The organism is Amycolatopsis sp. NPDC003861, from assembly GCF_053605405.1.
In genome coordinates this window covers 1-23264 of record NZ_JBSGJD010000071.1, presented here as the reverse complement: position 1 = coordinate 23264, position 23264 = coordinate 1, and the positions used below count along the sequence as shown (strand labels likewise).

Annotated in this window: 24 protein-coding genes; 6 read left to right on the top strand and 18 right to left on the bottom strand. The window is 72.7% G+C overall.

Annotation, left to right across the window (positions count from 1 at the left end; translation table 11 throughout):
* Positions 1 to 55: 55 nt before the first annotated feature.
* Positions 56 to 685: an FMN-dependent NADH-azoreductase gene (locus ACWEVN_RS19455; RefSeq protein WP_452052148.1), complete on the bottom strand. Its 630-nt coding sequence runs from the start codon at positions 683 to 685 to the stop codon at positions 56 to 58.
* A gap of 63 nt (positions 686 to 748) precedes the next feature.
* Here ACWEVN_RS19455 and ACWEVN_RS19450 point away from each other — a divergent pair, with 63 nt between their 5' ends.
* Positions 749 to 1381 carry a TetR/AcrR family transcriptional regulator gene (locus ACWEVN_RS19450; RefSeq protein WP_452052147.1) on the top strand — a complete coding sequence of 211 codons (633 nt, stop codon included), beginning with the start codon at positions 749 to 751 and terminating at the stop codon, positions 1379 to 1381.
* A 106-nt stretch (positions 1382 to 1487) separates the two neighbouring features.
* Complete coding sequence (locus tag ACWEVN_RS19445; protein ID WP_449684874.1) at positions 1488 to 2567, top strand: GDSL-type esterase/lipase family protein; 1080 nt, start codon at positions 1488 to 1490, stop codon at positions 2565 to 2567.
* Between the two features lie 4 nt (positions 2568 to 2571).
* Here ACWEVN_RS19445 and ACWEVN_RS19440 read toward each other — a convergent pair whose 3' ends face one another.
* Positions 2572 to 3039: a winged helix-turn-helix transcriptional regulator gene (locus tag ACWEVN_RS19440; RefSeq protein ID WP_452052146.1), complete on the bottom strand. Its 468-nt coding sequence runs from the start codon at positions 3037 to 3039 to the stop codon at positions 2572 to 2574.
* A gap of 49 nt (positions 3040 to 3088) precedes the next feature.
* Between ACWEVN_RS19440 and ACWEVN_RS19435 the strand changes: the two genes are divergently transcribed.
* A complete protein-coding gene (locus ACWEVN_RS19435; RefSeq protein ID WP_452052145.1) occupies positions 3089 to 4312 on the top strand; it encodes an MFS transporter in 1224 nt (407 codons plus the stop codon).
* Here the strand turns inward: ACWEVN_RS19435 and ACWEVN_RS19430 are convergent.
* The 4 genes from ACWEVN_RS19430 to ACWEVN_RS19415 are packed head-to-tail and all read right to left on the bottom strand — an operon-like array spanning position 4209 to position 6360.
* Positions 4209 to 4508: a hypothetical protein gene (locus tag ACWEVN_RS19430; RefSeq protein WP_310972923.1), complete on the bottom strand. Its 300-nt coding sequence runs from the start codon at positions 4506 to 4508 to the stop codon at positions 4209 to 4211. The two genes, ACWEVN_RS19435 and ACWEVN_RS19430, sit on opposite strands and share 104 nt — an antisense overlap.
* Positions 4495 to 4719 (bottom strand): hypothetical protein, encoded by a 225-nt coding sequence (locus tag ACWEVN_RS19425; protein ID WP_191306170.1) that lies wholly within the window; start codon positions 4717 to 4719, stop codon positions 4495 to 4497. Before ACWEVN_RS19425 ends, ACWEVN_RS19430 begins: the two co-directional genes overlap by 14 nt.
* Positions 4720 to 4765: 46 nt before the next feature.
* Positions 4766 to 5221 (bottom strand): Lrp/AsnC family transcriptional regulator, encoded by a 456-nt coding sequence (locus ACWEVN_RS19420; RefSeq protein WP_043786019.1) that lies wholly within the window; start codon positions 5219 to 5221, stop codon positions 4766 to 4768.
* A complete protein-coding gene (locus ACWEVN_RS19415; protein WP_310972924.1) occupies positions 5218 to 6360 on the bottom strand; it encodes a M24 family metallopeptidase in 1143 nt (380 codons plus the stop codon). The genes ACWEVN_RS19420 and ACWEVN_RS19415 overlap by 4 nt, the downstream gene beginning before the upstream one ends.
* 601 nt (positions 6361 to 6961) lie before the next feature.
* On the opposite strand from ACWEVN_RS19415, the gene ACWEVN_RS19410 reads away from it, so the two are divergent.
* A complete protein-coding gene (locus ACWEVN_RS19410) occupies positions 6962 to 7906 on the top strand; it encodes a 5'-3' exonuclease (protein ID WP_449684871.1) in 945 nt (314 codons plus the stop codon).
* Here the strand turns inward: ACWEVN_RS19410 and ACWEVN_RS19405 are convergent.
* The 4 genes from ACWEVN_RS19405 to ACWEVN_RS19390 all read right to left on the bottom strand — a co-directional run bounded on the left by ACWEVN_RS19405 (position 7903) and on the right by ACWEVN_RS19390 (position 14137).
* Positions 7903 to 9120 carry a GNAT family N-acetyltransferase gene (locus tag ACWEVN_RS19405; protein ID WP_452052144.1) on the bottom strand — a complete coding sequence of 406 codons (1218 nt, stop codon included), beginning with the start codon at positions 9118 to 9120 and terminating at the stop codon, positions 7903 to 7905. The genes ACWEVN_RS19410 and ACWEVN_RS19405 overlap by 4 nt on opposite strands.
* A 42-nt stretch (positions 9121 to 9162) precedes the next feature.
* The gene (locus tag ACWEVN_RS19400; RefSeq protein ID WP_449684869.1) at positions 9163 to 10365 is read right to left on the bottom strand and encodes a GNAT family N-acetyltransferase; all 1203 of its coding nucleotides are present in this window, start codon (positions 10363 to 10365) and stop codon (positions 9163 to 9165) included.
* Positions 10366 to 10439: 74 nt separating this feature from the next.
* Positions 10440 to 11210 carry a DUF4333 domain-containing protein gene (locus tag ACWEVN_RS19395; RefSeq protein WP_449684868.1) on the bottom strand — a complete coding sequence of 257 codons (771 nt, stop codon included), beginning with the start codon at positions 11208 to 11210 and terminating at the stop codon, positions 10440 to 10442.
* A 158-nt stretch (positions 11211 to 11368) separates the two neighbouring features.
* A complete protein-coding gene (locus ACWEVN_RS19390; protein ID WP_452052143.1) occupies positions 11369 to 14137 on the bottom strand; it encodes a DEAD/DEAH box helicase in 2769 nt (922 codons plus the stop codon).
* 122 nt (positions 14138 to 14259) lie between these two features.
* On the opposite strand from ACWEVN_RS19390, the gene ACWEVN_RS19385 reads away from it, so the two are divergent.
* On the top strand, positions 14260 to 14835 hold the full coding sequence (locus ACWEVN_RS19385; RefSeq protein WP_452052142.1) for a hypothetical protein: 576 nt from the start codon (positions 14260 to 14262) through the stop codon (positions 14833 to 14835).
* Here the strand turns inward: ACWEVN_RS19385 and ACWEVN_RS19380 are convergent.
* The 8 genes from ACWEVN_RS19380 to ACWEVN_RS19345 all read right to left on the bottom strand — a co-directional run bounded on the left by ACWEVN_RS19380 (position 14832) and on the right by ACWEVN_RS19345 (position 21710).
* A complete protein-coding gene (locus ACWEVN_RS19380; RefSeq protein ID WP_452052141.1) occupies positions 14832 to 15713 on the bottom strand; it encodes a diacylglycerol/lipid kinase family protein in 882 nt (293 codons plus the stop codon). The genes ACWEVN_RS19385 and ACWEVN_RS19380 overlap by 4 nt on opposite strands.
* The gene (gene tatC, locus ACWEVN_RS19375; protein WP_452052140.1) at positions 15713 to 16684 is read right to left on the bottom strand and encodes a twin-arginine translocase subunit TatC; all 972 of its coding nucleotides are present in this window, start codon (positions 16682 to 16684) and stop codon (positions 15713 to 15715) included. Before tatC ends, ACWEVN_RS19380 begins: the two co-directional genes overlap by 1 nt.
* An 85-nt stretch (positions 16685 to 16769) precedes the next feature.
* Positions 16770 to 17084 carry a Sec-independent protein translocase subunit TatA gene (gene tatA, locus ACWEVN_RS19370; protein ID WP_449684864.1) on the bottom strand — a complete coding sequence of 105 codons (315 nt, stop codon included), beginning with the start codon at positions 17082 to 17084 and terminating at the stop codon, positions 16770 to 16772.
* A gap of 31 nt (positions 17085 to 17115) precedes the next feature.
* The gene (locus ACWEVN_RS19365; protein WP_452052139.1) at positions 17116 to 17328 is read right to left on the bottom strand and encodes a bacteriophage holin; all 213 of its coding nucleotides are present in this window, start codon (positions 17326 to 17328) and stop codon (positions 17116 to 17118) included.
* Positions 17329 to 17337: 9 nt separating this feature from the next.
* Positions 17338 to 18318: a helix-turn-helix transcriptional regulator gene (locus tag ACWEVN_RS19360; protein ID WP_449684863.1), complete on the bottom strand. Its 981-nt coding sequence runs from the start codon at positions 18316 to 18318 to the stop codon at positions 17338 to 17340.
* Positions 18315 to 19157 (bottom strand): helix-turn-helix transcriptional regulator, encoded by an 843-nt coding sequence (locus tag ACWEVN_RS19355; RefSeq protein WP_452052138.1) that lies wholly within the window; start codon positions 19155 to 19157, stop codon positions 18315 to 18317. Before ACWEVN_RS19355 ends, ACWEVN_RS19360 begins: the two co-directional genes overlap by 4 nt.
* A gap of 248 nt (positions 19158 to 19405) precedes the next feature.
* Complete coding sequence (locus ACWEVN_RS19350; RefSeq protein ID WP_452052137.1) at positions 19406 to 20620, bottom strand: helix-turn-helix transcriptional regulator; 1215 nt, start codon at positions 20618 to 20620, stop codon at positions 19406 to 19408.
* A 652-nt stretch (positions 20621 to 21272) separates the two neighbouring features.
* A complete protein-coding gene (locus ACWEVN_RS19345) occupies positions 21273 to 21710 on the bottom strand; it encodes a type II 3-dehydroquinate dehydratase (protein WP_449687662.1) in 438 nt (145 codons plus the stop codon).
* Between the two features lie 231 nt (positions 21711 to 21941).
* Between ACWEVN_RS19345 and ACWEVN_RS19340 the strand changes: the two genes are divergently transcribed.
* Positions 21942 to 23207: a cytochrome P450 gene (locus ACWEVN_RS19340; RefSeq protein ID WP_452052136.1), complete on the top strand. Its 1266-nt coding sequence runs from the start codon at positions 21942 to 21944 to the stop codon at positions 23205 to 23207.
* Positions 23208 to 23264 lie beyond the last annotated feature (57 nt).

Here is a 23264-nt window from a genome sequence, read left to right as displayed (position 1 = left end):
GGGCAGCCCGGCGCGGAGCGTGTCGCGGTCGATGGTCTCGGTCATGGCGGGCCTTTCAGAAGGTCTTGGCGGTGTCGCGGGCGGCTTCGTGGGCGATCCGCCCGAGTTCGGCGGCATCGCCGGTGAGGGTGGGGTGGAAGCGGATCTCGGCGACGTCGTCGATGCCGGTCCAGTCGAGCCAGCCGGTGAAGAAGGGCGCCTGGAAGTCCGCGCCGAACTCCGGACCGAGCCCGGGCGCCCAAACGGCGCTGGTGTAGATGACCGCGGCGCGCTTGCCGCGGCCGGCCAGGAGGTGCCGGTAGCCGGAAGCCGGGTCCACGCCGAAGACCCAGCCGGGCTGGGAGACGACGTCGACGAATTGCTTGAGCACGTACGGCACGCCGGAGTTCCACATCGGCACGCTGAACAGGATCCGGTCGGCGGCGTCGAACCGGGCGAACGCCGCCTGCGCCGCGGCCCAGGCGGCGGCCTCCTCGCCCTGCGGGGTGCCGCCGCCGAAGACGGTCATCTTGGCGCGGGCGGCGGCGGGGCCGAAGGCGGGCAGCGAGCCGTCCCAGAGGTCCCATTCGTCGATGTCGGCGTCCGGGTGCTGGCTGCGGTAGCTGTCCAGGAAAGTGGCTGCCAGACGCAGCGACTCGGACGCTTCCCCCCGTGGGGACGCGGAAATGTGCAGCAGATCGGGCATGGCGATGCTCCTCGGAGGGAGGTCCGGCTTTCGCCGGACGGGAAATCGGACTAGAGTCCGCTTATGTCCTCGAACCGTAGCGGACCGAAGTCCGTTTCGTCAACGCCGGCCGAGCTGCCGGTGCTCGGCGCCCCCGTCCGCGAGCGGGCCGACGCCGCCCGCAACCGGATCCGCGTCCTGGAGGCCGCCGAGAAGCTCTTCGCCGAACGCGGCGTCGACGCGGTCACCATGGACGACATCGCGGGCGCGGCCGGCGTCGGCAAGGGCACGCTCTACCGCCGCTTCGGCGACAAGGGCGGCCTCGCCATGGCCCTGCTCGACGAGCGCGAAAGGGAACTCCAGGAGCGGATCATCACCGGCCCGCCCCCGCTGGGCCCGGGCGCGGAGCCCGCCGACCGCCTCGGCGCGTTCATCGAGGCGTACCTGGAGCTCTTGGACCGCCAGCTGGACCTGGTACTGCTGTCGGAGACCGCCACCACGGGCGCCCGCTTCCGCACCGGCGCGCACACGTTGTGGCGCCGGCACTGCCGGCACCTGTTCGAAGCGGGCGGCGCGGAGGACGCCGAGATCGCCGCGGACGTCCTGCTCGCGGCCCTGTCGGCCGAGCAGGTGCGGCACTGGCGGCAGGAGCGCGAGGTGTCATCGGTGGCGCTGGCGGAGTCGCTCGTCCGGCTGGCGCGAGCCTGGCTGCGATGACGCACAGCTCGACGACACCTCGCACGCTCGCTCGTCCGACTGGCCCGAACCTGGCTGCGGTGACGCACCGTGTCCGCCGCTCGGCCGGTCCGTAGAATCGACCGCGATGCGTCGTCTTCGGTGGTACTGGGGAGCCCTCGTCCTCGCGTGCGTGGCCTTGCTGGTCGGCTTCTTCGTCTTCTTCGGCTCCGAAAGCAAGCCCGGGCAGCCGCAGCCGCGGCAGGGACCGCCCGGCACCGGGCCGCTCACCGTCGTCGCGATGGGTGACAGCACCGTGTCCGGCGAAGGGGCCGGCCAGTACACCGCCGCCACCAACGGGCAAGGCGGCAACTGGTGCCACCGCTCCCCCAACGCCTTCGTCGAGAAGATCGCCGCCCCGGGCGTCACCGCGCGGGTCAACCTCGGCTGTTCCGGTGCGCCCGCCGAGCAGGTCGCGCTCGGGGACGTCAAGCAGTGGACCGAGGGTTCGCAGGCGCAGCAGCTCGCCGCGCTGGTGAAGGACCACCGGGTGGCGGCGGTGGTGATCGCAGTCGGCGCGAACGACGAGCCGAAGTTCTCCAACCAGGTCAACGACTGCTTCAAGGCGTGGTTCGACGCCGGCGGCCCGCCGTGCAGCACCGCGCTGAAGCAGACCTGGAAGTCCAAAGTGGACGCAATGGTGCCGAAGGTCGCCAAGGCCGTCTCCGACGTCAAGACCGTCCTGGCGCAGGCCGGGTACGTGCCCGCGGACTACCAGCTGATCCTGCAGTCCTACGCGGCCCCGATCGGCCCGGACCTCCCGGAGGACCTGCGCAGCCTCAACGGCTGCCCGTTCCGCACCGAAGACCTGCGCTGGATCGCCCAGACCGGCATCGGCGTCCTGTCCGCCGGTCTGAAAGCGGCCGCCCAGCAGTCCGGGGCGCGGTTCCTGGACCTGGCGAAGGCGGGCGTCAAGCACGAGGCCTGCAGCGGCGGCGCGAACCCGGCGACCGAGTGGTTCACCCGGCTGACGCTCCAGCTGGCCGACCTCGGCCAGGCCGAGCGGGCCGGGCACGCGCTGCAGGAATCGTTCCACCCCAACGCGACCGGCCACGCGGCGATCGCCAATTGCCTGACCGAGTTCATCGCGGCCAAGGACGGCAACGCCTCCTGCCTGGCCGGCGCGGACGGCAAGCTGCACGCGGTCCCGGAGGTCGTGGCCCGCTGACCGCTCAGGGCACTGTGCGCACGGACGTCGTGTCCACGTCGGCGCGGGTGCCGTCCGACCCGATCGGCTGCAGCGGCGGCAGCGGGACGCCGTGGGTGTCGACCAGCACCGAGTGGGCCTCGCCGGGGGCGAAAGCGTGCCGTTCGCCCCACTGCCGCAGGGCGACGACGACCGTGAACAGGTCGCGCCCGGCCGGGGTCAGCTCGTAGACCTGCCGCCGGCCGGACGGCGCGGTCCGCCGGTCGAGGACGCCGCGGCCGACCAGGCGGCGGAGCCGGTCGGTGAGGATGTTGCGGGCGATCCCGGTGCGCTGCCGGAAGTCGGTGAACGACCGGGCGCCGTCCATCGCGTCGCGGACGACGAGCAGGCTCCAGCGGTCGCCGACGAGGTCGAGCGCACGCGCCACCGGGCAGCTCGGGTCGGTCCAGTCCTCAGTCACCACACCTCCGGAAGAGTTGCTGTTCGCAACCATTCTGCCGTACGGTCGGATCAGTTGCAATCTGCTACCGATCGGAGGGTTCATGGGCCGGAACACGCTGCTGGCGGCGGTGTGCGCGGTGGCGGTCGCGAGCATCTACGCCGCGCAGCCGGCGCTCGCCGGGATCGGCGCGGACCTGGACGTCCCCGCCGCGGACCTCGGCTGGATCGTCGCGGCCGGCCAGCTCGGCTACCTGGCGGGACTGGCCCTGCTCGTCCCCCTCGGAGACCTGCGGGACCGGCGCCGGCTCATCGCGGGACACCTCATCCTGACGGCGGCGGGCGCGGCCGTCGCCGCCTCCGCGACCCGGCTCTGGGTGCTGCTGGCGGGGCTGGCCGTAGCCGGCTTGTTCGCCGTCGTCGTGCAGACGACCGTCGCCTACGCCGCGGCGAGCGCCACGCCCGCCGAACGCGGCCGCACCCTCGGCGTGGTGACCTCCGGGGTCGTCCTCGGCATCCTCGGCGCCCGCGTCGCGGCCGGGGCACTGGCCACGGCGTGGGGCTGGCGCAGCGTGTACGCCGTGCTCGCCGCACTCCTGATCACGCTGGCGGGGGTGGTGCTGAAGACCCTCCCACCCGACCCGCGCCCCGCACGGTCGTCCTACCGGGACGTGCTGACGTCGCTGAGCGGGCTGTTCCGCGAGCGGCTGTTCGTCTCGCGCGGGCTGGTCGCGTTCTTCCTGTTCGCCTCGTTCGGCACGCTGTGGAGCGGCCTGGCGCTGCCCCTGTCCGCCGCGCCGTGGCGGCTGGACGCGGCGCAGATCGGCCTGTTCGGGCTCGCCGGATTGGTGGGCGCGTTGGGCGCCGCCCGGGCGGGCCGCTGGGCCGACGCGGGGTTCGCGCGCACGGTCACGCTCGGCGCCCTCGCCCTGCTCGCCGTCTCGTGGGCGGCGATCGGACAGGCGTCGTGGTCACTCCCGCTCGTCGTCGCCGGCGTGGTCGTGCTCGACTTCGCCGTACAGGCCGTGCACGTGAGCAACCAGCACCTGCTGACCACCGCGCACCCGGACGCGACCAGCACCGCCATCGGCGGCTACATGCTCTTCTACTCGCTCGGCTCGGCCCTGGGCGCGACCGCCACGACGGCCGCGTTCGCCGTCGCCGGCTGGGCGGGCTCCAGCGTCCTCGGCGCGGGATTCGCCTTGTGTGCCTTGGCGGCCGGCCTCACAGGTCGAGCGCGGCCCGCAGCGCGATGTCGATCCGTTCCTGGACGTCCTGGTCGATCTCGGCGATCCGCTCGTCGAACCACGGGCGGTAGAGCCGGGTGAGGTTGAGCGTCGACACCCAGTACCGGGCGTCGATCGCGACGCCAAGGATGTCCATCGGGTCGCGGTCGAGGAGTTCGGTGCCGAGCAGCCACGGGCGCTCGGACTCGTTCACCCCGTCCGAGGACAGCAGCACCACCGTGCGCTGCCGGGCCGGATCGGTCGGGGGGTGGTACGTCCAGACTTCACCCCTGCGCACGCAGATCCTTCTCCGCCGCGCTCAGCTCGGCCTCGTCCGATTCCGCGGCGGCCGGTTCCGGCTTCTGCGGGGTGTAACCCGTGCGCACCGCCTCGCGCCTGGCCGCCTTCGACAGCCAGGACGAGACCGAGATCCCGTGGGCTTTCGCGGCTCGTTCGGCGAATTCCAGCGCGCCGCTGTCCAGCGAAAGAGTGACCTTACGTGTTGCCATACCTTTTACCGTACCAGCGCCCCGGCCACCGGACGGGGCGCCGGGGTCAGAACGTCGGCGAACGTCCCTCGAACGGCGTAGAGAGCACCACCGTCGTGCGGGTCGACACCTTCGCCGCTTCCCGGATCCGCCGCAGCAGGTCCTCCAGGGCCAGCGGCGACTGGACGCGCACCAGCAGGATGTAGGACTCGTCGCCGGCCACCGAGTAGCACGACTCGATCTCCTTGATGTGCTGGATCCGCTGCGGGTAGTCGTCCGGCGCGGCCGGGTCGTTCGGCGTCAGCGAGATCAGCGCCGTCAGCGGGAGGCCGATCTGCTCGCCGTCGAGCCGCGCGGTATAGCCGAGGATGACCCCGCGCTGCTCGAGGCGGCGCACCCGCTGGTGCACCGCCGACACCGACAGCCCGACCCGCTCGGCGAGGTCGGTGAAGCTGCGCCGCCCGTCCGCCGCGAGCTCCTGGACGATCGACTGGTCCAGCGGCTCCAGGCCGCCGGTGGTCATGCGTCCAGCACGACGAGCTCGTGCGGCTGGTTGTTGACGGCCTCGACGCCGTCTTCGGTGACGATGACGATGTCCTCGATCCGGGCGCCCCACCGGCCCGGCTGGTAGATGCCCGGCTCGACGCTGAAGGCCATGCCCGGCTCCAGCGGCAGCGCGTTCCCGGCGATGATGTAGGGCTCCTCGTGCACGTCCAGGCCGATGCCGTGCCCGGTGCGGTGGATGAAGTATTCCCCGAACCCGGCCTCGGCGATGACGTCCCGCGCGGCGGCGTCGACGGCCTCGGCGGTGACGCCCGGCTTCACGGCGGCCACCGCGGCGGCCTGCGCGCGCTGCAGGACCGCGTAGGTCTCGGCCACGTCGGCGTCGCGCGGAGTGCCCACGGCGTAGGTGCGGGTGGAGTCGGAGTTGTAGCCGGCCGGCAGCGGGCCGCCGATGTCGACGACCACGACGTCACCCTTCTCGATGACGCGCTCGGAGACGTCGTGGTGCGGGCTGGCCCCGTTCGGGCCGGAGCCGACGATCACGAAGTCGGCCTGGACGTGGCCCTCCTCGACGATGGCCGCGGCGATGTCGGCCCCGACCTCGGCTTCGGTGCGACCGGGCCGCAGCCACTCGTGGACGCGGGCGTGCACCCGGTCGATCGCCGCACCGGCTTCGCGCAGCGACGCGATCTCGGCGGCGTCCTTGCGCATCCGCAGCTCCCGGACGACGGGACCGGCCAGGGTCTGCTCGGCGGTGTCGAGCGCGGCCCGCAGCGCGAGCACGTGCAGGGCCGGGGTGAAGTCGCTGACGGCGACCCGGCCGGGCTTGCCGAGCCGGTCGGCGACGAGCTTGTAGGGGTCGTCACCGTCGACCCAGGTGAGCAGCTCGACACCGAGCTCGTCGGTGGGGACGTCGGCGTAGCCGGGCGCCTCCAGCTTCGGCACGACGAGCGCGGGCGTGCCGTCGGCGGGGACGACGAGGGTGGTGAGCCGCTCGAACGAGCCCCCGGCCTGCCCGAGCAGGTACCGCAGATCCGAGCCGGGCGCGATCAGCAGGGCATCGGTCCCCGCGGCGGCCGCGGCAGCGCGGGCACGGTCCAGCCGCGCCCGGAGAGCGGCGGCATCGGGAGCGGGCGTGTGAAGGGATCGGCGCGACATGAAGGCGAGCCTAGTGGGGCGCCGGGCGAACCGGACGCGCCCGGGGCCACGACATGCCGGGCCGGGTGACCCGCGGCTCACCACTCCCCCGCCGCGAGCCGCCCCGGCCCCCGTTGGTAGTTCCTGAGCGAGGAGCGGTGGTCGCCAGGGCCGGTGTTACTGGCCCACCATGCAGCCGACCCCGCCCGCACCCGGCAACCGCCAGCTCAACGGGCACCGCTACCGCCGATTCGCTCCCGCCGCGGGCCACCCTGCCGCGGGCCGGGCCGCCGCGAGCCGCCCCGGCCCGCGGGGGCGCCCCCCGTTTTCCACGCTACCGGTCACCACCGACAATTCCGGGCCCCGGAAGCCGAACCCGATCGGCCGCCCTCGCCACCACGAGCCCGGCCCGCACCGCACTCCCCGGAAGCCGAACCCGCTCAGCCGCCTGGTCGCCGCGAGCCCGGCCGGCACCGCACTCCCCCGAAGCCGAACCCGATCAGCCACCCTCGCCGCCGCGAGCCCGGCCCGCACCGCGCCTCCCGGCACCCACCGCACTCCCGGGCGACCGCGCCGCGTGGCTTGTCCCTCCTCCGCCGCCCCGACGTGGCAGGCTGTGCGGGTGACCGGATCCCTTGCCCTGCTCGACTCCGCGAGCCTGTACTTCCGCTCCTTCTTCGCCCTGCCCGACTCGATGCGTGCCGCCGACGGGACGCAGGTCAACGCCGTGCGGGGGTTTGCCGACACGATTGCGCGGATCCTCACCGACCGGCGGCCCGCGCGGCTCGTCTGCTGCCTCGACGCCGACTGGCGGCCGAAGTTCCGCACCGATCTGCTCCCCAGCTACAAGGCGCACCGGGTGGCCGAAGAGACCGGCAGCGGCCCCGACGTCGAAGAAGTCCCCGACACGCTCACCCCGCAGGTGCCGATCATCCTCGACCTGCTCGAAGCGTTCGGGTTCGCCACCGCCGAAGCCGCCGGGTACGAGGCCGACGACGTCATCGGGGCGCTCGCCACCCGCGAGAAGGCCGACCCGGTCGAGGTCATCACCGGCGACCGGGACCTGTTCCAGCTCGTGCGCACCGAACCCACCCCCGCCTCCGTCATCTACGTCGGCAAGGGCTGGGCCAAGGCCGAGGTGCTGGGCCCGGCCGAGATCGCCGAGCGCTACAGCCTCCCCCGCGAGACCGCCGGGCCCGCCTACGCGGACATGGCCGCCCTGCGCGGCGACCCGTCCGACGGGCTGCCCGGGGTCGCCGGCATCGGCGAGAAGACCGCCGCCAAGCTGATCACGCAGTTCGGGTCGCTCGAAGCCCTCGTCGCCGCGGGCGAAGCCGGGGACTCCGCGCTCCCGCTCAAGACCCGGCTGCGGCTGAAGGATGCGGCGGACTACCTCGCCGTCGCCCCCACCGTGGTCCGGGTGGCGGTCGACGCGCCGGTCGAGCAGTCGCGCCCCGACACCGTCCCCGCGACGCCCGCCGACCCCGAGCGGGTCGCCGAGCTCGCCGAACGGTGGAACCTCGGCAACTCCGTCGAACGGCTCCTCAAGGCCCTCCCCGGCGCCTAGAAGTGCGTGCCGCACCAGGGCGCGGCCGTCGTGGTGAACAGCTCGTCGGCCCGCCCGGGTGCCGCCGGGTCGCGGACGTCGATGCGGCCCGCCTCCGCCAGCGTCGTCGCCGGCCAGTGCCCGAGGTAGAGCATGCCGAGCGTGTCGACGTCGAGGGCCAGGTCCGCGGCCGCGTCGGTGCGCCGGGCGCCGTCCGGGCCGATCTCGTAGTGCCCGGTGTTGGCCGGCAGCAGGCGGTCGGTCACCGCGAGCACCACCGGGGCGGCCGCGCGGTAGGTGCGGGCGGCGAGCGCGGCCGCGACGTCGACCGGCCGCAGCCACAGGTCGTCCTCGACGGCGGCGGTGGCCGCGTGCCGGTGGTCGGTCAGCATCAGCGCGAGGGGCTCGTCGACCGGGCGGTGCCGGGCGCAGACCTCCGAAACCAGGTCCACCGACAGCAGGTACCGCCAGAGCGCGGCTCGCGCGGCCGGGCCGGCGGCGTGCAGGTCGTGGACGTCCAGCACGGCACCGCGATCGGGTGAGTCGACCGACCGGCGGGTGATCGTGGCGTACACGACGAACCCGTCGTCACCGCCCGGTCCACTGTGGACGGCGACGAGGTGCCCGCCGTCCGGGCTCACCTGCCGGTCGTGCGAGATCGGCCACCACCGCTCCGGCCGCCCGATCATGCCCGGCCGGTGCAGCCCGATCCGCCGGTACAGCCCCGGGATCTCCTTCACCGCTTCCTCGGACGTCAGCAGCCGGACGTCGCCCTCGGCCGCGACGCGCTCGTGCAGCCGCGCCGCCGGCCGGGACACCCGCAGGGTCTTGCCGAGCGCGGCCGAGCCGTAGCCGAACCGCCCGTAGATGGTGGGTTCGCTCGCGTGCAGGACGGCCAGCGGCAGCTCGCGGGCCGCGAAGTCCGCCAGCTGCGCGCGCATCATCGCGCTCAGCACCCCGCGGCGGGTCCGGTCGGCGCGGACCCCGACCCCCTCCACCGCCGCGACCGGCACCGTCCGCCCGCCGGGGACGGCGATCTCGGTGTCGTAGGAGCTGACGATGCCGATCGGGCTCCCGCCCTCGAACACGCCGAACTTGTGCCCGGCCGGCCACGAGTCCCCGATCCGCGCCCAGAGGTCGTCGGTGACGGGCTTGGCGTGCAACGCGCGGCGCAGCAGGTCGAACGTGCTGCGCCGCTCTTCTTCGGTGATCGGGCGGACGTCGAAGGCGGTCATCCTCCCGATCCTGCCGCGGGACGCCCGGCCCGGCACCCGGTTTTAGAAGTGGCTGCCGCTCCAAGCCGCCACCCGGGTGCCGAACAGCACGTCCGCGGCCGCCGGAGCGGCCGGGTCCCGGACCTCGATCCGGCCCGCGTCCGCCAGCGCCGACGGCCGCCAGGTGCCGAGGTACACCATCGCCAGCGTGGTGACGTCCAAGCGCAGCCCGGCCGGCCGGTCGGTGCGCGCGGCGCCGTCCGGCGTCACCAGGTACGGGCCGCTGTTGCCGGGCAGCAGCGGATCGGTCACCTCGATCACCACCGGCTCGCCGGGCCCGTACGCCCGCCCGGCCAGGGCGGCCGGGACGTCGACGAGCCGGATCCAGTGCTCGTCCCCGATCCGGTCGACGTTCCCGCACCGGTGATCGGCCAGCAGCAGCTCGATCGGGTCGTCCAGCGGCCGCGACTCGACCGCGACCCGGTCCACCAGGTCGAGCCCGAGCAGGAACCGCCACAGCCCGGCGAACGCCGCCGGGGAACCGGCGAACAGGTCCGCCACCTCCACGGTCTTCGTCCACGGGTGCGCCTGCGGCCCCGCCACGTGGTAGAAGGCGAACCCGTCCGGCCCGCCGGAACCGTGGTGCACCAGCGCCTTCACCGGCATCGCGTGCCGCCGCAGCTGCATCTCGTAGAGCCGCCACAGCACCTCGGGCCGCGACATCATCCCCGGCCGGTGCTCGAGACCGTCGTACACCGCGGGACAGACTTCCAGGGCCCGGTCGAAGTCCAGCAGCTCCAGCTCCCCGCCCACCGGCGCGTCCGGCCGCAGCCGCGCCCGGTGCGGGTCGAGGCTGTAGGCGCGATACCGGGTGGCCAGGCCGTAACCGAACCGGCCGTAGATCCCGGCCTCCGACGCCAGCAGGTTCGCGAACACCACCCCGCGCGCCGCGAAGTCCTCCAGCTGCGCCGTCATCATCGCGCGCAGCACCCCACGCCGGGTCCGGTCGGGCCGCACCCCCACCGAGGTGACCCCCACCATCGGCAGCCGCGCCCCGCCCGGCACGGTCAGCTGCGCGTCGAACGAGCGGGCCGTGCCGATCAGCTCCGGGTCGAACACCCCGACCGTGCCGCCGGGCTGGTAGTACCGCGCCGCGTACACCCATTCGGCGTCGTCGGACGGCGGGAAGTGCACGGTCTCCCGGAACAGGTTGCTCGCCGCCCGGTGCTCCTCGGTGCCCAGCGTCCGGATCTCGAAGTCGCTCATGCCCGGATCATCTCCGGAACCGCCGAGGCCCGGCCACCGGAATTACCGGCGGCCGGGCCCGAAGACGTCACGCGCTACTTGGTGACGGGCGGGGAAACCTCGTAGTTGCCGCCGTCACCCTTCACCGTGATCGGCACCTGCTGCGGCTTCCCGGCGATGGTGGCGGTGCACTCGAACTTCGCCCCGTCCTCCACCTTCTGCTCCGCCGGGCAGGTCACGTTGGTGACGCCGTCGATCTTGTAGGTCTCGGTCAGCAGCTTCTGCACGTCGGTCTGCATCTGGGTGTTGTTGAAGACCTGCGTCTTCAGGAACCCGGGCGCGACGAACCCCAGCACCAGGAACGCCGCGACGGCGACGATCGCCGCGACCACGCCGATCAGCAGGCCCTTCTTCGACTTCGCCGGCTGCTCCCCCTCCGGGGCGGCCGTGCCGGGGAACTGCTGCTGGCCGTAGTCGTACTGGCCACCCGGCTGCTGCCCGTACTGCGGTTGCGCCTGGGGGCCGCTCTGCGGGTACCCCCCACCGGGCTGCTGCCCGTACTGCGGCTGGGCCTGCGGGCCGCTCTGCGGGTACCCGCCGCCGGGCTGCTGGCCGTACGGCGGCGGCTGCTGGCCCCACTGGGGCTGCTGCGGCGGGGCGTACCCGCCCGGCTGCTGCCCCCACTGCTGCGGTTGCTGGGGCTGCTGCGGCTGGCCCCATTGCTGCTGCTGGTTCGGGTCGTAAGAAGGCTGCTGCGGCTGGCCCCACTGCGGCTGCTCCTGCGGGCCGCTCGGCGGGTACGCGCCGCCCGGCTGCTGCCCGTACTGGGGCTGCTGTGGGTCGTTGCCGCCATACGGCGTGCTCATCGTCTGCCTCCGCCTGCTTCACTCATCTCGCTGTCCACCCCGAAACACCGCCGAGCCGCGCACACACGGTGTCGCACGCGATCCAACCACAGGTCGGAGCCGAGCACACGCGCCCACGCTCACCGCTTCCGCCGCTTGGAGCAGGCCTGACACGGAGTTCACGCGGCTCCCGCGGCCACGACCCCGCGCCGCAGTGCCTTCACCGCCTCGGCCGCCGCCGCCCCCACCGGATCCGCCTTGCCCAGCACGTCCCGGATCTGGTCGAGCAGATCGATCACCTGCCGCGACCAGCGCACGAAGTCACCGGCCGACAGCTCCTGCCCGTTCGCCTCCGCCGCGGTCAGCACCTTCTCCAGGGATTCACCCCGCGCCCAGCGATAGACCGGCCACGCGAACCCGGCGTCGGGCTCCCGCGTCCGGTCCAGGCGGTGCCGCCGCTCGTCCTCGGTCAGCTCCACCCACAGCCGTGCCGTCTCCTGCCACGCCTCGGGCACCGCCCCGCCCGGCAGCCGCGGCTCGCCCGCGGTGTCGCGACGCGCCTCGAACACCAGCGTCGACACGACCGCCGCCAGCTCGGCCGGGTTGAGCTGGCGCCACACCCCGTGGCGGATGCACTCCGCGGCCAGCAGATCCGACTCGCTGTAGAGCCGCGTCAGCCGCCGCCCGTGCTCGGTGACGCGGTCCTCGCCGTCGCCCGGCCCCAGATAGCCGCGCTCACCCAAGAGAGCCAGGATCCGGTCGAAGGCCCGCGCCAGCGAGTGCGTCGTCGCCGCGACCTTCCGCTCCAGCTGCTGCGTCTCCGCCGCGAGCCGCTGGTACCGCTCCACCCAGCGCAGGTTCGCTTCGCGCTCGGCCAGCCCATGACCCGGGTGCGCCCGCAACGCCCGCCGCAGCGCGGCCAGCTCCCCATCCTCGTTCGCCCCCGACCGCCGCTTCTGCCGCCCCGGCAGCGAAATCCCGGCGTTCCGCAACGTCGAGGCGATGTCCCGGCGCGTCCGCGGCGACCGCAGCTCGATGTGCTTGGGCAGCTTGATCCGCCCCAGCGCCTCCACCGGCGCCGGGAAGTCCGCCACCGACAACGGCCCCGACCACCGGTCCTCGGTCACCACCACCGGCCGCGGCTCCCGGATCGGGTCCAGCCCCGGATCGACCACCACGGCCAGCCCCGCCCGCCGGCCCGCCGGCACCGCGATCACGTCACCCTTGCGCAGCTTCTCCAGCGACTCCGCGGTCCCGGCCCGCCGCACGGCCGTGTTCTGCCGCGACAACGCCTTCTCCCGCGCCGAAATCTTCGCCCGCAGCTCGACGTACTCCAGCATCTCGTCGAAGTCGCCGGTCACCGCGGCCGTGTAGCCCTTCAACGCCTCCTTGTTCCGCTCGATCCGGCGTGCGGTCCCCACCACCGACCGGTCGGCCTGGAACTGCGCGAACGACTGCTCCAGCAGCTCCCGCGCCTCGGCCGCCCCGACCTGGGCCACCAGGTTGACCGCCATGTTGTAGCCCGGCCGGAACGACGACCGCAGCGGATAGGTCCGCGTCGAGGCCAGCCCGGCGACCTGCTTCGGATCCACCCCCGGCTGCCACGCCACGACGGCGTGCCCTTCGACGTCGATGCCGCGCCGCCCGGCCCGGCCGGTGAGCTGCGTGTACTCCCCCGGCGTCAGGTCGACGTGCGCCTCGCCGTTGTACTTCACCAGCCGCTCGAGCACGACCGTGCGGGCCGGCATGTTGATCCCCAGCGCCAGGGTCTCGGTCGCGAACACGACCTTGACCAGGCCGCGGACGAACAGCTCCTCGACGGTCTCCTTGAACGCCGGCAGCAGCCCCGCGTGGTGCCCGGCGATCCCGCGCTCCAGGGCCTCCCGCCACTCCCAGTAGCCGAGCACGCCCAGGTCGCCCTCCGGCAGGTCCGCCGTGCGCTCCTCGATGACCCGGCGGATCTCCTCGACCTCACCCGGCCCGTTCAGCCGCAGCCCCGACCGGACGCACTGCGCCACCGCGGCGTCACACCCCGCCCGCGAAAAGATGAACACGATCGCCGGCAGCAGCCCGGCCCGGTCCAGCTGCTCCACGACGTCCACCCGCGACGGCGGCCGGAACCGCGGCATCCGCGGCGGCGCACCCCGCCGGTTCCGCGGCCCCCGGAACCCCGCGGGCGCGTACTGGCGGCCGATCTCCTCGGTCCGCCGCAGCAGGGTCGGGTTGATCCGCAGCTCGGCGTTCGGCGCGTGCACGTCGTCCCCGGCGAACAGGTCCAGCAGCCGGTTCCCGACCAGCATGTGCTGCCACAGCGGCACCGGCCGGTGCTCGTCGACGACCACCGTCGTGTCGCCCCGCACCTCCACCAGCCACTCGCCGAACTCCTCGGCGTTGCTGACCGTCGCCGACAGCCCGGCCACGCGGACGTGCTCCGGCAGGTGCAGGATCACCTCTTCCCACACCGCGCCCCGGAACCGGTCGGCCAGGTAGTGCACCTCGTCCATCACGACGTACCCGAGGTCGGTGATCGTCGACGAGCCCGCGTAGAGCATGTTGCGCAGCACCTCGGTGGTCATCACGACCACCTGCGCACCGCCGTTGATCGAAGTGTCCCCGGTCAGCAGGCCGACGGCGTCGGTGCCGTAGCGGGCCACGAGGTCGGCGTACTTCTGGTTCGACAGCGCCTTGATCGGCGTCGTGTAGAAGCACTTGCGGCCCTCGGCCAGCGCCAGGTGCACCGCGAACTCGCCGACGACGGTCTTGCCCGCCCCGGTGGGCGCGCAGACCAGCACGCCGTGGCCGTCTTCGAGGGCTTGGCACCCGCGGATCTGGAACTCGTCGAACTCGAAGGACACCTCCGCGGCGAAGCGCGTCAGCTGGGGGTGCTTCCCGCGGCGCGTGGAGGCCGCATAGGCCTCGGCCGGGGACGGAGAAGGGCTACTGGCCACCTCGTCAGGGTTTCACACCCCTCCGACAGTTCGCACGTTGCGTACATCGACCCGCAGTATAGGTCGTTATACACCCGAGAGGATCGCGGAACCGGTGGCCGGGTGGGCGCGTCGGAGCGGGCATGACCGAACCGTGCCCGAGCTGCGGCCTCCTGGACCAGGTGCAGCACGTGCCCGCGGCCTACCACGGCGGCCACTCGTTCTTCCGCGGCCAGGGCCCGGCGGTCGCGGTGCCGGCCGGGGACGGCGTGATCGTGACGAACAGCCAGGTCAGCGGGATTTCCGTGACCGCGGTCGCCCGGTCGCTCGACCCCTTCCCTCCCCCACGCCGCGGCGGCGGCCTCGTGGCGGCGGCGATCCTGCTGGCCCTGGTCGGCAGTTGCTTCCTGCTGCTGCCGTTCTCGGCTGCCGATGACCCGCCACCCGGCGGCGTGGCGTCGAAGGCGCTGGGTTTCGCGGTGCTCGCGCTGCCGGCGTTCGCGGTGTACCTCGCCGCCGGCGTCCTGGTCTGGCTGTACGTGCGGCGGGCGCGGGCGCACCGGCGGCAGCGGCGCGGTGTCCCGGCGGCGCAGCAGGTGTGGGAGCAGGGCTGGTTCTGCCACCGCTGCGGCGGCGTCTACTTCGCCGACTCGGGCCGGCTGCTCACCCCGGCCCACTTCCGGCACCTGGTGGCCCGGGCGGGCGGCTACGACCGTTAGGCCAGCACAGTGAGCGCGCCCGGGACGCAACTGGCCGTCACCGGCACCGCGCCCTGCGGTTCTCCGTCGGCGTAGGCCGGCCACGTGTTGCCGGCCAGGGTCACCGAGCGGGCGCGCAACGTGCGGACCGCCGGGTGGGTCACGTGGTTGCCGGTGCGCAGGCCCGGGAGCATGCGGATCAGGCCGCGGCGGGTGGCGTGCCCGATGATGGTGACGTCGAAGACGCCGTCCTCCGGGTCGGCCGTGGGGCAGATCGGGACGCCGCCGCCGTAGAACCGGGTGTTGCCGATCGCCACCAGCGTCGCGTCGAGTTCGAGGCGGCCGGTGCCGGTGTCGACGACCACCGGGCGGGGCCGGAACGACGCCAGCTCGGCCAGGATCGCCACGTCGTAGCGGCGCGGACCGGACGGCCAGCGCATCCGGTTGGCGCGTTCGTTGACGCTCGCGTCGAACCCCGCGCACAGCACCGTCGCGAACCACGTGTCCCCCACGCGGCCGAGGTCGATGCGCCGGCGGGCGCCCGAGCGCAGGGCCGCGACCAGCGCGTCCACCGCCGGGAGCGGCTCGCCCGGGATGCCGAGGGCGCGGGCGAAGTCGTTGCCGGTGCCCGCCGGGACCAGGCCGAGCGCGACGTCGTGGTTCGCGCAGAACTGGACGCCCTGGTGGGCGGCGCCGTCCCCGCCGAGCACGATCAGGACGTCCAGCCCGGCGGCGTGGGACGACCGCATCAGCGCGCGGGACTCCTCGACGGAGTGGGCGACCAGCACGTCGAGCCGGTCGACCGCCACGCGCAGCCGCTCGGCGACGGTGTCGGCGATCCGGGCGGCCGCGCCGTGCCCCGACGCCGGGTGCACGGCGAGCGCGGCGTGGATCCCCACTAGGTGACGTCGTCGGTGCTCGACCGGCCGCCGGACGCGGTCGGGGCGGACGGCTCGTCGTCGATGGTGCTCGGCGTGTAGTCGAACGGGGCGGCTTCGTCGTCGGCGAGGGAGTCCCAGCCCTCGTCGGAGCGGGCCTTGTCGAGCTTGCGGTCGTGGAAGCGGGCCATCTGCACGGCGATCTCGAACAGCACGGTGAGCGCGCCGGCCAGGCCGAGCATGGAGAACGGGTCCGAGCCCGGGGTGGCGAAGGCGGCGAAGACGAACAGTGCGAACACGATGCCGCGCCGCCACTTCTTCAGCTGCACGTACTTCACGACGCCGACGCGGTTGAGCATCACCACCAGCAGCGGGAGCTCGAAGCTGATCCCGAAGATGATCAGCAGCGACAGCAGGAACGAGATGTACTTGTCCGCGGTCAGCGCGGTGACGAACGCGTCCTGCCCGAAGCCCATCAGCAGCTGCAGGGCGTGCGGGAAGAGGATGTAGGCGAGCACGGCGCCGGCGGCGAACAGCACCGACGCGAACGCGACGAACGTCATCGCGTACTTGCGTTCCTTGCTGTACAGGCCCGGCGCGATGAACGCCCAGATCTGGTACAGCCAGGCCGGCGAGAGGAGCACGGCCCCGGCCGCGATACCGACCTTCAGCTGCGTCATGAACGCTTCGAACGGCACGGTCTGCAGCAGCCGGCACCCCTCGGCGCTGTCGAGCCGCCGGCTCGGCGGGATGGCGCAGTACGGGTCCTTCACGAGGTCGCCCAGCGACGGGATCGGGCCGAGCTTGGTGCCGAACCAGATGAACCCGAAGATCCCGCCGATCACCACCGCGAGCAGCGCGAAGCCGAGGCGGCGGCGGAACTCGTAGATGTGCTCGATGAGCGTCATCGTGCCGTCGGGATTGGCCCGACGGCTGCGCTTGCGCCGCTTCGACCGGCGGCTGTCACCGTTTCCGGAGGCGGATTCCGCCACGGGTTGTTCCGTTCTCGTCGGAGTCCGCCGGAGCGCGCCGGTGCGGCGCGCTCCGTGGACGGGGGACCGGGTGTGGCCTAGCCGCTCAGCTGACGTTCTTCTGCGGCTGCTCGGCCGCTTGCTGCTTCTTCAGCTCGTCGAGCTGACGCTGCAGGTCGGCGACCTGCTGGTCGGTCGAAGCGGGCGCGGCGGGCTTGGCCGGGAGCTGCTTCGTGTCGGCGGGCTCGGCGTCTTCGTGCGCCGCGGCCTTGTCGCCGGTGAGGTCCTTGGTCTCGGCCTTGAAGATCTTCATGGACTTGCCGATGGACCGGGCCGCGTCGGGAAGCCTCTTGGCCCCGAACAGCAGCACGACGACGAGCACCAAGATGATCAAATGCCACGGCTGCAATCCGTTCAGCATGGTGGCCTCCTATCTGCGTCTGGTAGGGATGTTACTGGTTTTCCGCTTTGCGGCGGCGCCGCGCGAACGCGACGCGCAACCCCGCGGCCCTGGCCCGGACGAGCCCCGCCCGGTCCTGGGTGTTCGTCACCACCATGCTTGTGGTTTGCCGGAAGGCACGCAAGACCTTGACGGTCCGCACCAGCAGGACCACGAGCAGCGCGAGGCCGAGCACGATGAGCACAGCGGTGGGCAGGTACGGCACGCCGTCAGCCTAGTGGTCGCAGGTTGACGCAAGGTGACGGGCTCGGGCCACCGCGTCGGCCGCCCGGCGACCGACGTCGGACGCGAGGTCCGCCGGGCTCTCCACCAGCGCTTCCCCGCCCAGGCTGAGCACCAGGCGCACCATCCACGACTGGTCGGCGTAGCGCATCCGGATGCGCAGCCGGCCCCCGTCGAGCTCGTCGAGCTCCTCGCACGGGTAGTACTCGGCTACCCAGCGTGCGTCCGGGTCGAGGACCAGGACGGCCTCCCGCTGGTCGGGACGTTCGCGGAAGACGCCGTCGGAGACGTCGGTGGGGTGCGCGTGGGCGGGCGGCCGCGACGGCTCCTCGAGCACGGTCAGCTCGTCGATCCGGTCGAGCCGGAACAGCCGGACGCCCTCGGCGCGGCGGCACCAGGCCTCGAGGTAGCCGACGGCCTGGACGATCAGCAGCCGCATCGGGTCGACCGTGCGCTCGGTGATCTGGTCCTTAGAGGCGGTGTAGTAGCGGATCCGCAGCGCGCGCCCGCCCTGCAGCGCCCGGGCGACCTCCTCGCGGGTCTGCGCGGTCTTCTTGCCTTCGCGGACTCCCCCGCCGACCACCACCCCGGCCGGCTGGGCCTGCCCGGCGGCGGCCTCGATCTTGGCGATGGAGCGGCGGACGGCGTCGCCGTCGACCACGCCCGGCGTCTCGGCCAGCGCCCGCAGCGCCACCAGCAGCGCGGTCGCCTCGCCGCCGGTCAGCCGCAGCGGGCGGCTCATCCCGGCGTCGTGGGTGACGACGATCGTGTCGCCCTCGAAGGACAGGTCGATCAGGTCGCCGGGGCCGTAGCCGGGCAGCCCGCACATCCAGAGCAGCTCGAGGTCCTTGCGCAGCTGCCTCGGCGTGACGTCGAAGTCCTGCGCCGCGTCGTCGATGCGGACGCCGGGGCGCGCCAGCAGGTACGGCACGAGCGCGAGCAGCCTCGGCATCCGGTCGGTGGACCCGCTCACCGGGCGCTCACCTGCCGGGCGACGACGGCTTCGAGGCGGTCCTGCACGCTCTTGGCCAGCACGTCGGGTTCGAGCACGACGACGTCCGGGCCCTGCGCGCTGATCCAGTCGGCGGCCGATTCGGGGTAGAGCAGGCCGATCTCCACGAGATCGCCCTCTTCGCCGTCGACACTGCTGCGCCCGACGACGGTGCCGCGGCGGCGGACCCCGGCCGCGCGGCCGTCGGCGACCCACAGCCGGGCGGTGGTGACCGGCGCCGGTTCGCTGTCGCCGGTGGCCGTGACGAGCTTGAGCAGGTTGACGCCCTCGGGGCGCCGGACCGCGCCGGGCTTGCCCACCGGGCGTACCTGCCCGGTGACCCGGGAGAGCCGGAAGCAGCGGGTGGCGCCGCGGTCGCGGTCGTGCCCGACGACGTACCAGCGGGCCCGCCAGGACACCACGCCCCACGGCTCGAGGGTGCGCATGATCCGCTCCGGGGAGCCGCTGCGGCGGTACTCGAAGCGCACGGCCTGGCCGTTCTGGACCGCGGCCAGCAGCGGCCCGAACGCCGGCTCGGCGCGCACCCGCGGCTCGACCACGGTGGGTGCCTGGTCGTCGACCTCCAGGCCGGCGGCGCGCAGCTTGACGAGCGCGCCCTGCGCCTGGCCGGTCAGCTCCGGGGAGTCCCACAGCCGGGAGGCGAGCGCGACGGCGGCGGCCTCGTCGGGGGCGAGGTCGATCTCGCCGAGTTCGTAGGCGGGCCGGGAGGGGCTCGAGGTGCGGCCGGACGTAGCGGGAGAGGTTCGGGGTGCGGCCGGGCGCGGCTCGGGCAGCACGAAGCCGCCGGGGGTGGACGGCACTCCTCCCCCGGCGGCCCGAGTTCGCCGGCCGGTCATCCCAGCCGCGCCCGCCGATCGTTCAGCCGCGCGCCATCGCCCAGGTGCGCCGGCCGGCCGTGCGCGCCGCAGTGCAGCCGCGCGCGGGTCATCCAGCCGGAGCCGGCCGCCCACGGCGTTGGGGGCGGCCGACCTCTCACCCCGGGGCGGCCTTCCGGACCCGCGCCGCCCTCCACTGCGGCGTGGAAACCCGCTCTTCGCCTCCGGGCGACCTACGAAAACACCTTCCAAGCCGCCGCCAGCTCGACCCTGGAGGTGATGTGCATCTTCTGGAACACCTTCTTCAAGTGGAACGCCACCGTGTGTCTGGAGATGAACAGCTGCCTGCCCACCTCGTTGTTGGTGTGTCCCTGGCTCACCAGCTCGGCGACCGCGAACTCCGTGTTCGTCAGCCCGTGCGGGGCCGCTCCTTCGTACTCCACCACTCGCGTCGTGCCCCGGCGGACTCCGTGCTCTCGGAGCTTGTTCACCACCCGGGCCGAATCACGTGTCGCACCCACCGCCGTGTACGTGTCCAGGGCCGTCTCGAGGAAGCGGACCGTGCGCTCGCGCTCGGAATACCTCTTCGCCAGGAGGTCACCCAAGTCCTCCAGGGCCGATGCGCGGCACCAGCGGTCCGGGTGGATGTCGGCCGACTCGTGGAGCTTGGCCGAGTCCTGGGTCAGCAGGCCCGCCGCGTGCAGGGCGGAGCCGCGGATCACGCTGAACTCCGGCTGCTCCGCGCCCGCCACCGTGGCCGCCTCCACCACTATCTCCGCCAGGTCGTGCGCGCCCAGCTTGCCGCACACCCGGACCAGCCACGGCGCCGCCGCCGGCTCCGACACCAGCAGCTGGCGGAGCACCAGGGGGTTCGTCACGATGCCGGCGATGAGGCTCGCCGCGCTCTCGACCCCGCTGCGGGCTTCGACGGCCTGCGCGGCCACCCACGCCCCCGGCGCCTGCCCGAAATACCCGAGCAACGCCTCGTCGGCCAGCTTGTCCACGAAGACGCGGCACGCCCGCATGTCCGCCCGGCGCAGCGCACCGAGGGCCAGCACGACGTAACTCGGCGGGCGCAGGGACCGGTCGCCGCACCCTTCGGCGATCCGCAGCCCCGTGCTCACCTCGTTCATGGCCTCGTCGACGTTGCCCATCGCGAACAGCAGGTTCCCGCGGACGTTGTGCGAGACGGCGGTCATGCGCTCGGAAGCGGAGCCCTCCCGGCTTTCCTCGACCGCGGCCAGCACCCGGCGGCCCGATTCCAGTTCCCGGGCCTTGATGAGCAGGCCGACGTACCAGAACTGGGCCATTTCGTAGAGTTCGCGGGATTCGCGGCGGTCGCCCGCCGCGGCCGCCTTCGCGCACTGCAGGCCGGTGTCGAGCCGCCCGTTGAACCACGAGTACGCGGAGCGCCGGAGGAACCCGGCCGTGTCACAAGCCTCCTGCATGAAATCGTCACCGAATCCGGTGAAGGGATTTTCGGGCAAGCGCAAAGTAGGTACGTCGATCATCTTTCGGCTATCCCCCAGGTATAGACGAAACGAAGTAAAATTAAACGAGCCGCCCCGTTGCGGCAAATTCACGCAAAACCGGCCCCGCCGTCCGGCCGCGCGTGAACACGCGGCCATTGTCGAGCACAACACCCCAGGGTTAGAGGTGTCCGACAGGACCCGGCGACCCGCTCAGAACATGGCACCACACCGACCGCGCGGAAAAGCGCACGTCACAAGAACCTCCCCAGGCAGGCTTGTGAAAGATTAACAGCTTGCGTCACTCACGATAGCTTCGGCCAAGAGCTCCGTCATCGCCCCTGTGAGTCAGGTCACACCCCTAGAAAAGGTGAGGACGTTTAGCTTTTGCCCTGGTGGGGCAGCGATTTAACACGGTCCTGACGCGCAAATCAGCCAGCTAGCCTAACGAGCATTCTGTTAGCGCTCAACTAACTACCGGGTAGCCCCCGAAGTCCCTGGGAAGAATGACGGCGCGTCGCAGCGGGACGCCCACCTCCTGGGGCCGTCACCCGGTTGGGCGCGACCCGATCGGGCGCACCTCGTCCGAACGCACCAGTGGCGCGCGCAATCCGGACAATAAGGATCTAATTCACGCCGAAGTCAAATGCAGCAGCGCTTGCGCCGCGAGGCGATAGCCGAAAGCGCCCAGACCGACCACCACACCACTCGCCAGGGGCGCGATGACCGATTCGTGCCGGAACTGCTCGCGCGCCCACACATTGCTGAGGTGCACTTCGATCCACGGCGGCGCGTAACTCGCCAGCGCGTCGCGCAGGCTCCAGCCGGCGATCATCAGGGCGCCGGGGTTGACGATGGCGCCGACCGTGGTGCCGCGGTGCTGGTGGATCGCGCCGACCAGCTCGCCTTCGCCGTCACGCTGGATCGACACGACCTCCCAGCCCCGGACGGCCACTTCTTCGGCGACGGCCTTCTCGATGTCGGCGAGCGTGTCGGTGCCGTAGATCTCCGGCTCGCGCTGGCCCAGCACACCCAGGTTGGGACCGTTCAACAGCAGGACAACGCTCAACGGGACACACCTCGCTCACCCGGCGACCACTTCGGCCCCCATCGTGTGCACCGCGCCCGGCGGGCACCACCCCTACTTTGATAGTCGCGCGGAGACCTATCAGACCGAGGGATGCCCGGTCCGCCGCGGCGCTCCTACGCTCCGAAGCGACCAGGCAAGTCGCGGGATCGGCACCCGTCCCCGATCGATCGCCGTCCGGCCCGCGCGATTTCGAATGGAGCTGGCGCCGCAGTGACGACCAACGCGACCGAGAACAAGCCCAGCAACGCAGCGCTGCGGTCACCCCTCCCCCCGGAGTTCGTCCAGCGCGACGACCCGTTCACCGTGCCCCCGGCCCTGCTGGCGGTGGCCGCGCGCGGCCCGATCGCCAAGGCGGCGCTGGCTTCGGGCGAGCCGTTCTGGCTGGTGTCGGGGTACGAAGAGGCCCGCGCGGTGCTGACGGACCCGCGGTTCTCCTCCGACCGGTTCCAGTACCACCCGAGGTTCAAGGAGCTGCCCGCCGAGTTCCGGGAGCGGCTGCGCGACGACAAGGCGCGCGCCGGGTCGTTCATCAACATGGACCCGCCGGAGCACACGCGGTACCGCAAGCTGCTCACCGGGCAGTTCACCGTCCGGCGGATCCGCGACCTCGGCACCCAGATCGAGAAGATCATCGGCGGGCTGCTGGACGACATGCTGGCCAAGGGCACCAGCGCCGACCTGATGACCGAGTTCGCGTTCCCGGCCCCGTCGCAGATGATCTGCGAGCTGCTCGGCGTGCGTTACGACGACCGGGCGGAGTTCCAGGAGCGCGCGGCGGCCCTGCTGCAGCTGGACGCCCCGGTCGAGCAGGCGGTGGCGAACGCCGACGCGCTGCGCGTGTTCATGCAGCGGCTGATCACGGACAAGCGCGCGCACCCCGCCGACGACCTCATCTCCGGCCTGATCCACCACGCCGGGGCCGACCCGGCGCTCACCGACGACGAGCTCATCAACATCGCCAACCTGCTGCTCATCGCCGGCTACGACACCACCGCGAGCATGTTCGGGCTGGGCATGTTCGTGCTGCTGCAGCGCCCCGACCAGCTCGCCGCGATCCGCGACGACCCGGCCCGCATCGGGGACGCCGTCGAGGAGCTGCTGCGCTACCTGTCCGTCATCAACCCGGGGCTCTTCCGGTTCGCCAAGCACGACCTGGAGCTCGGCGGCGAGCAGATCCCGGCCGGCTCGACCGTGGTGGTCTCGGTGGTGGCCACCAACCGGGACGAGCGCCAGTGGACGGCCCCGGAGACGCTGGACGTGACGCGCCCCCGCGGCCCGCACCTGGCCTTCGGCCACGGCGTCCACCAGTGCCTCGGGCAGCAGCTGGCCCGGGTGGAGATGCAGGTGGGCTACGCCGAGCTGCTGCGCCGGCTGCCGAACGTGCGGCTCGCGGTGCCGCCGGAGGACGTCCCCCTGCGCAACGACATGCTCACCTACGGCGTGCACTCGCTGCCGATCACCTGGGACGCCCCCTAGTCACAGCCATCCCGCAAGCGCCCCAATGTGGCGTGGGGGGGGGGGGGGCCCCCCGAA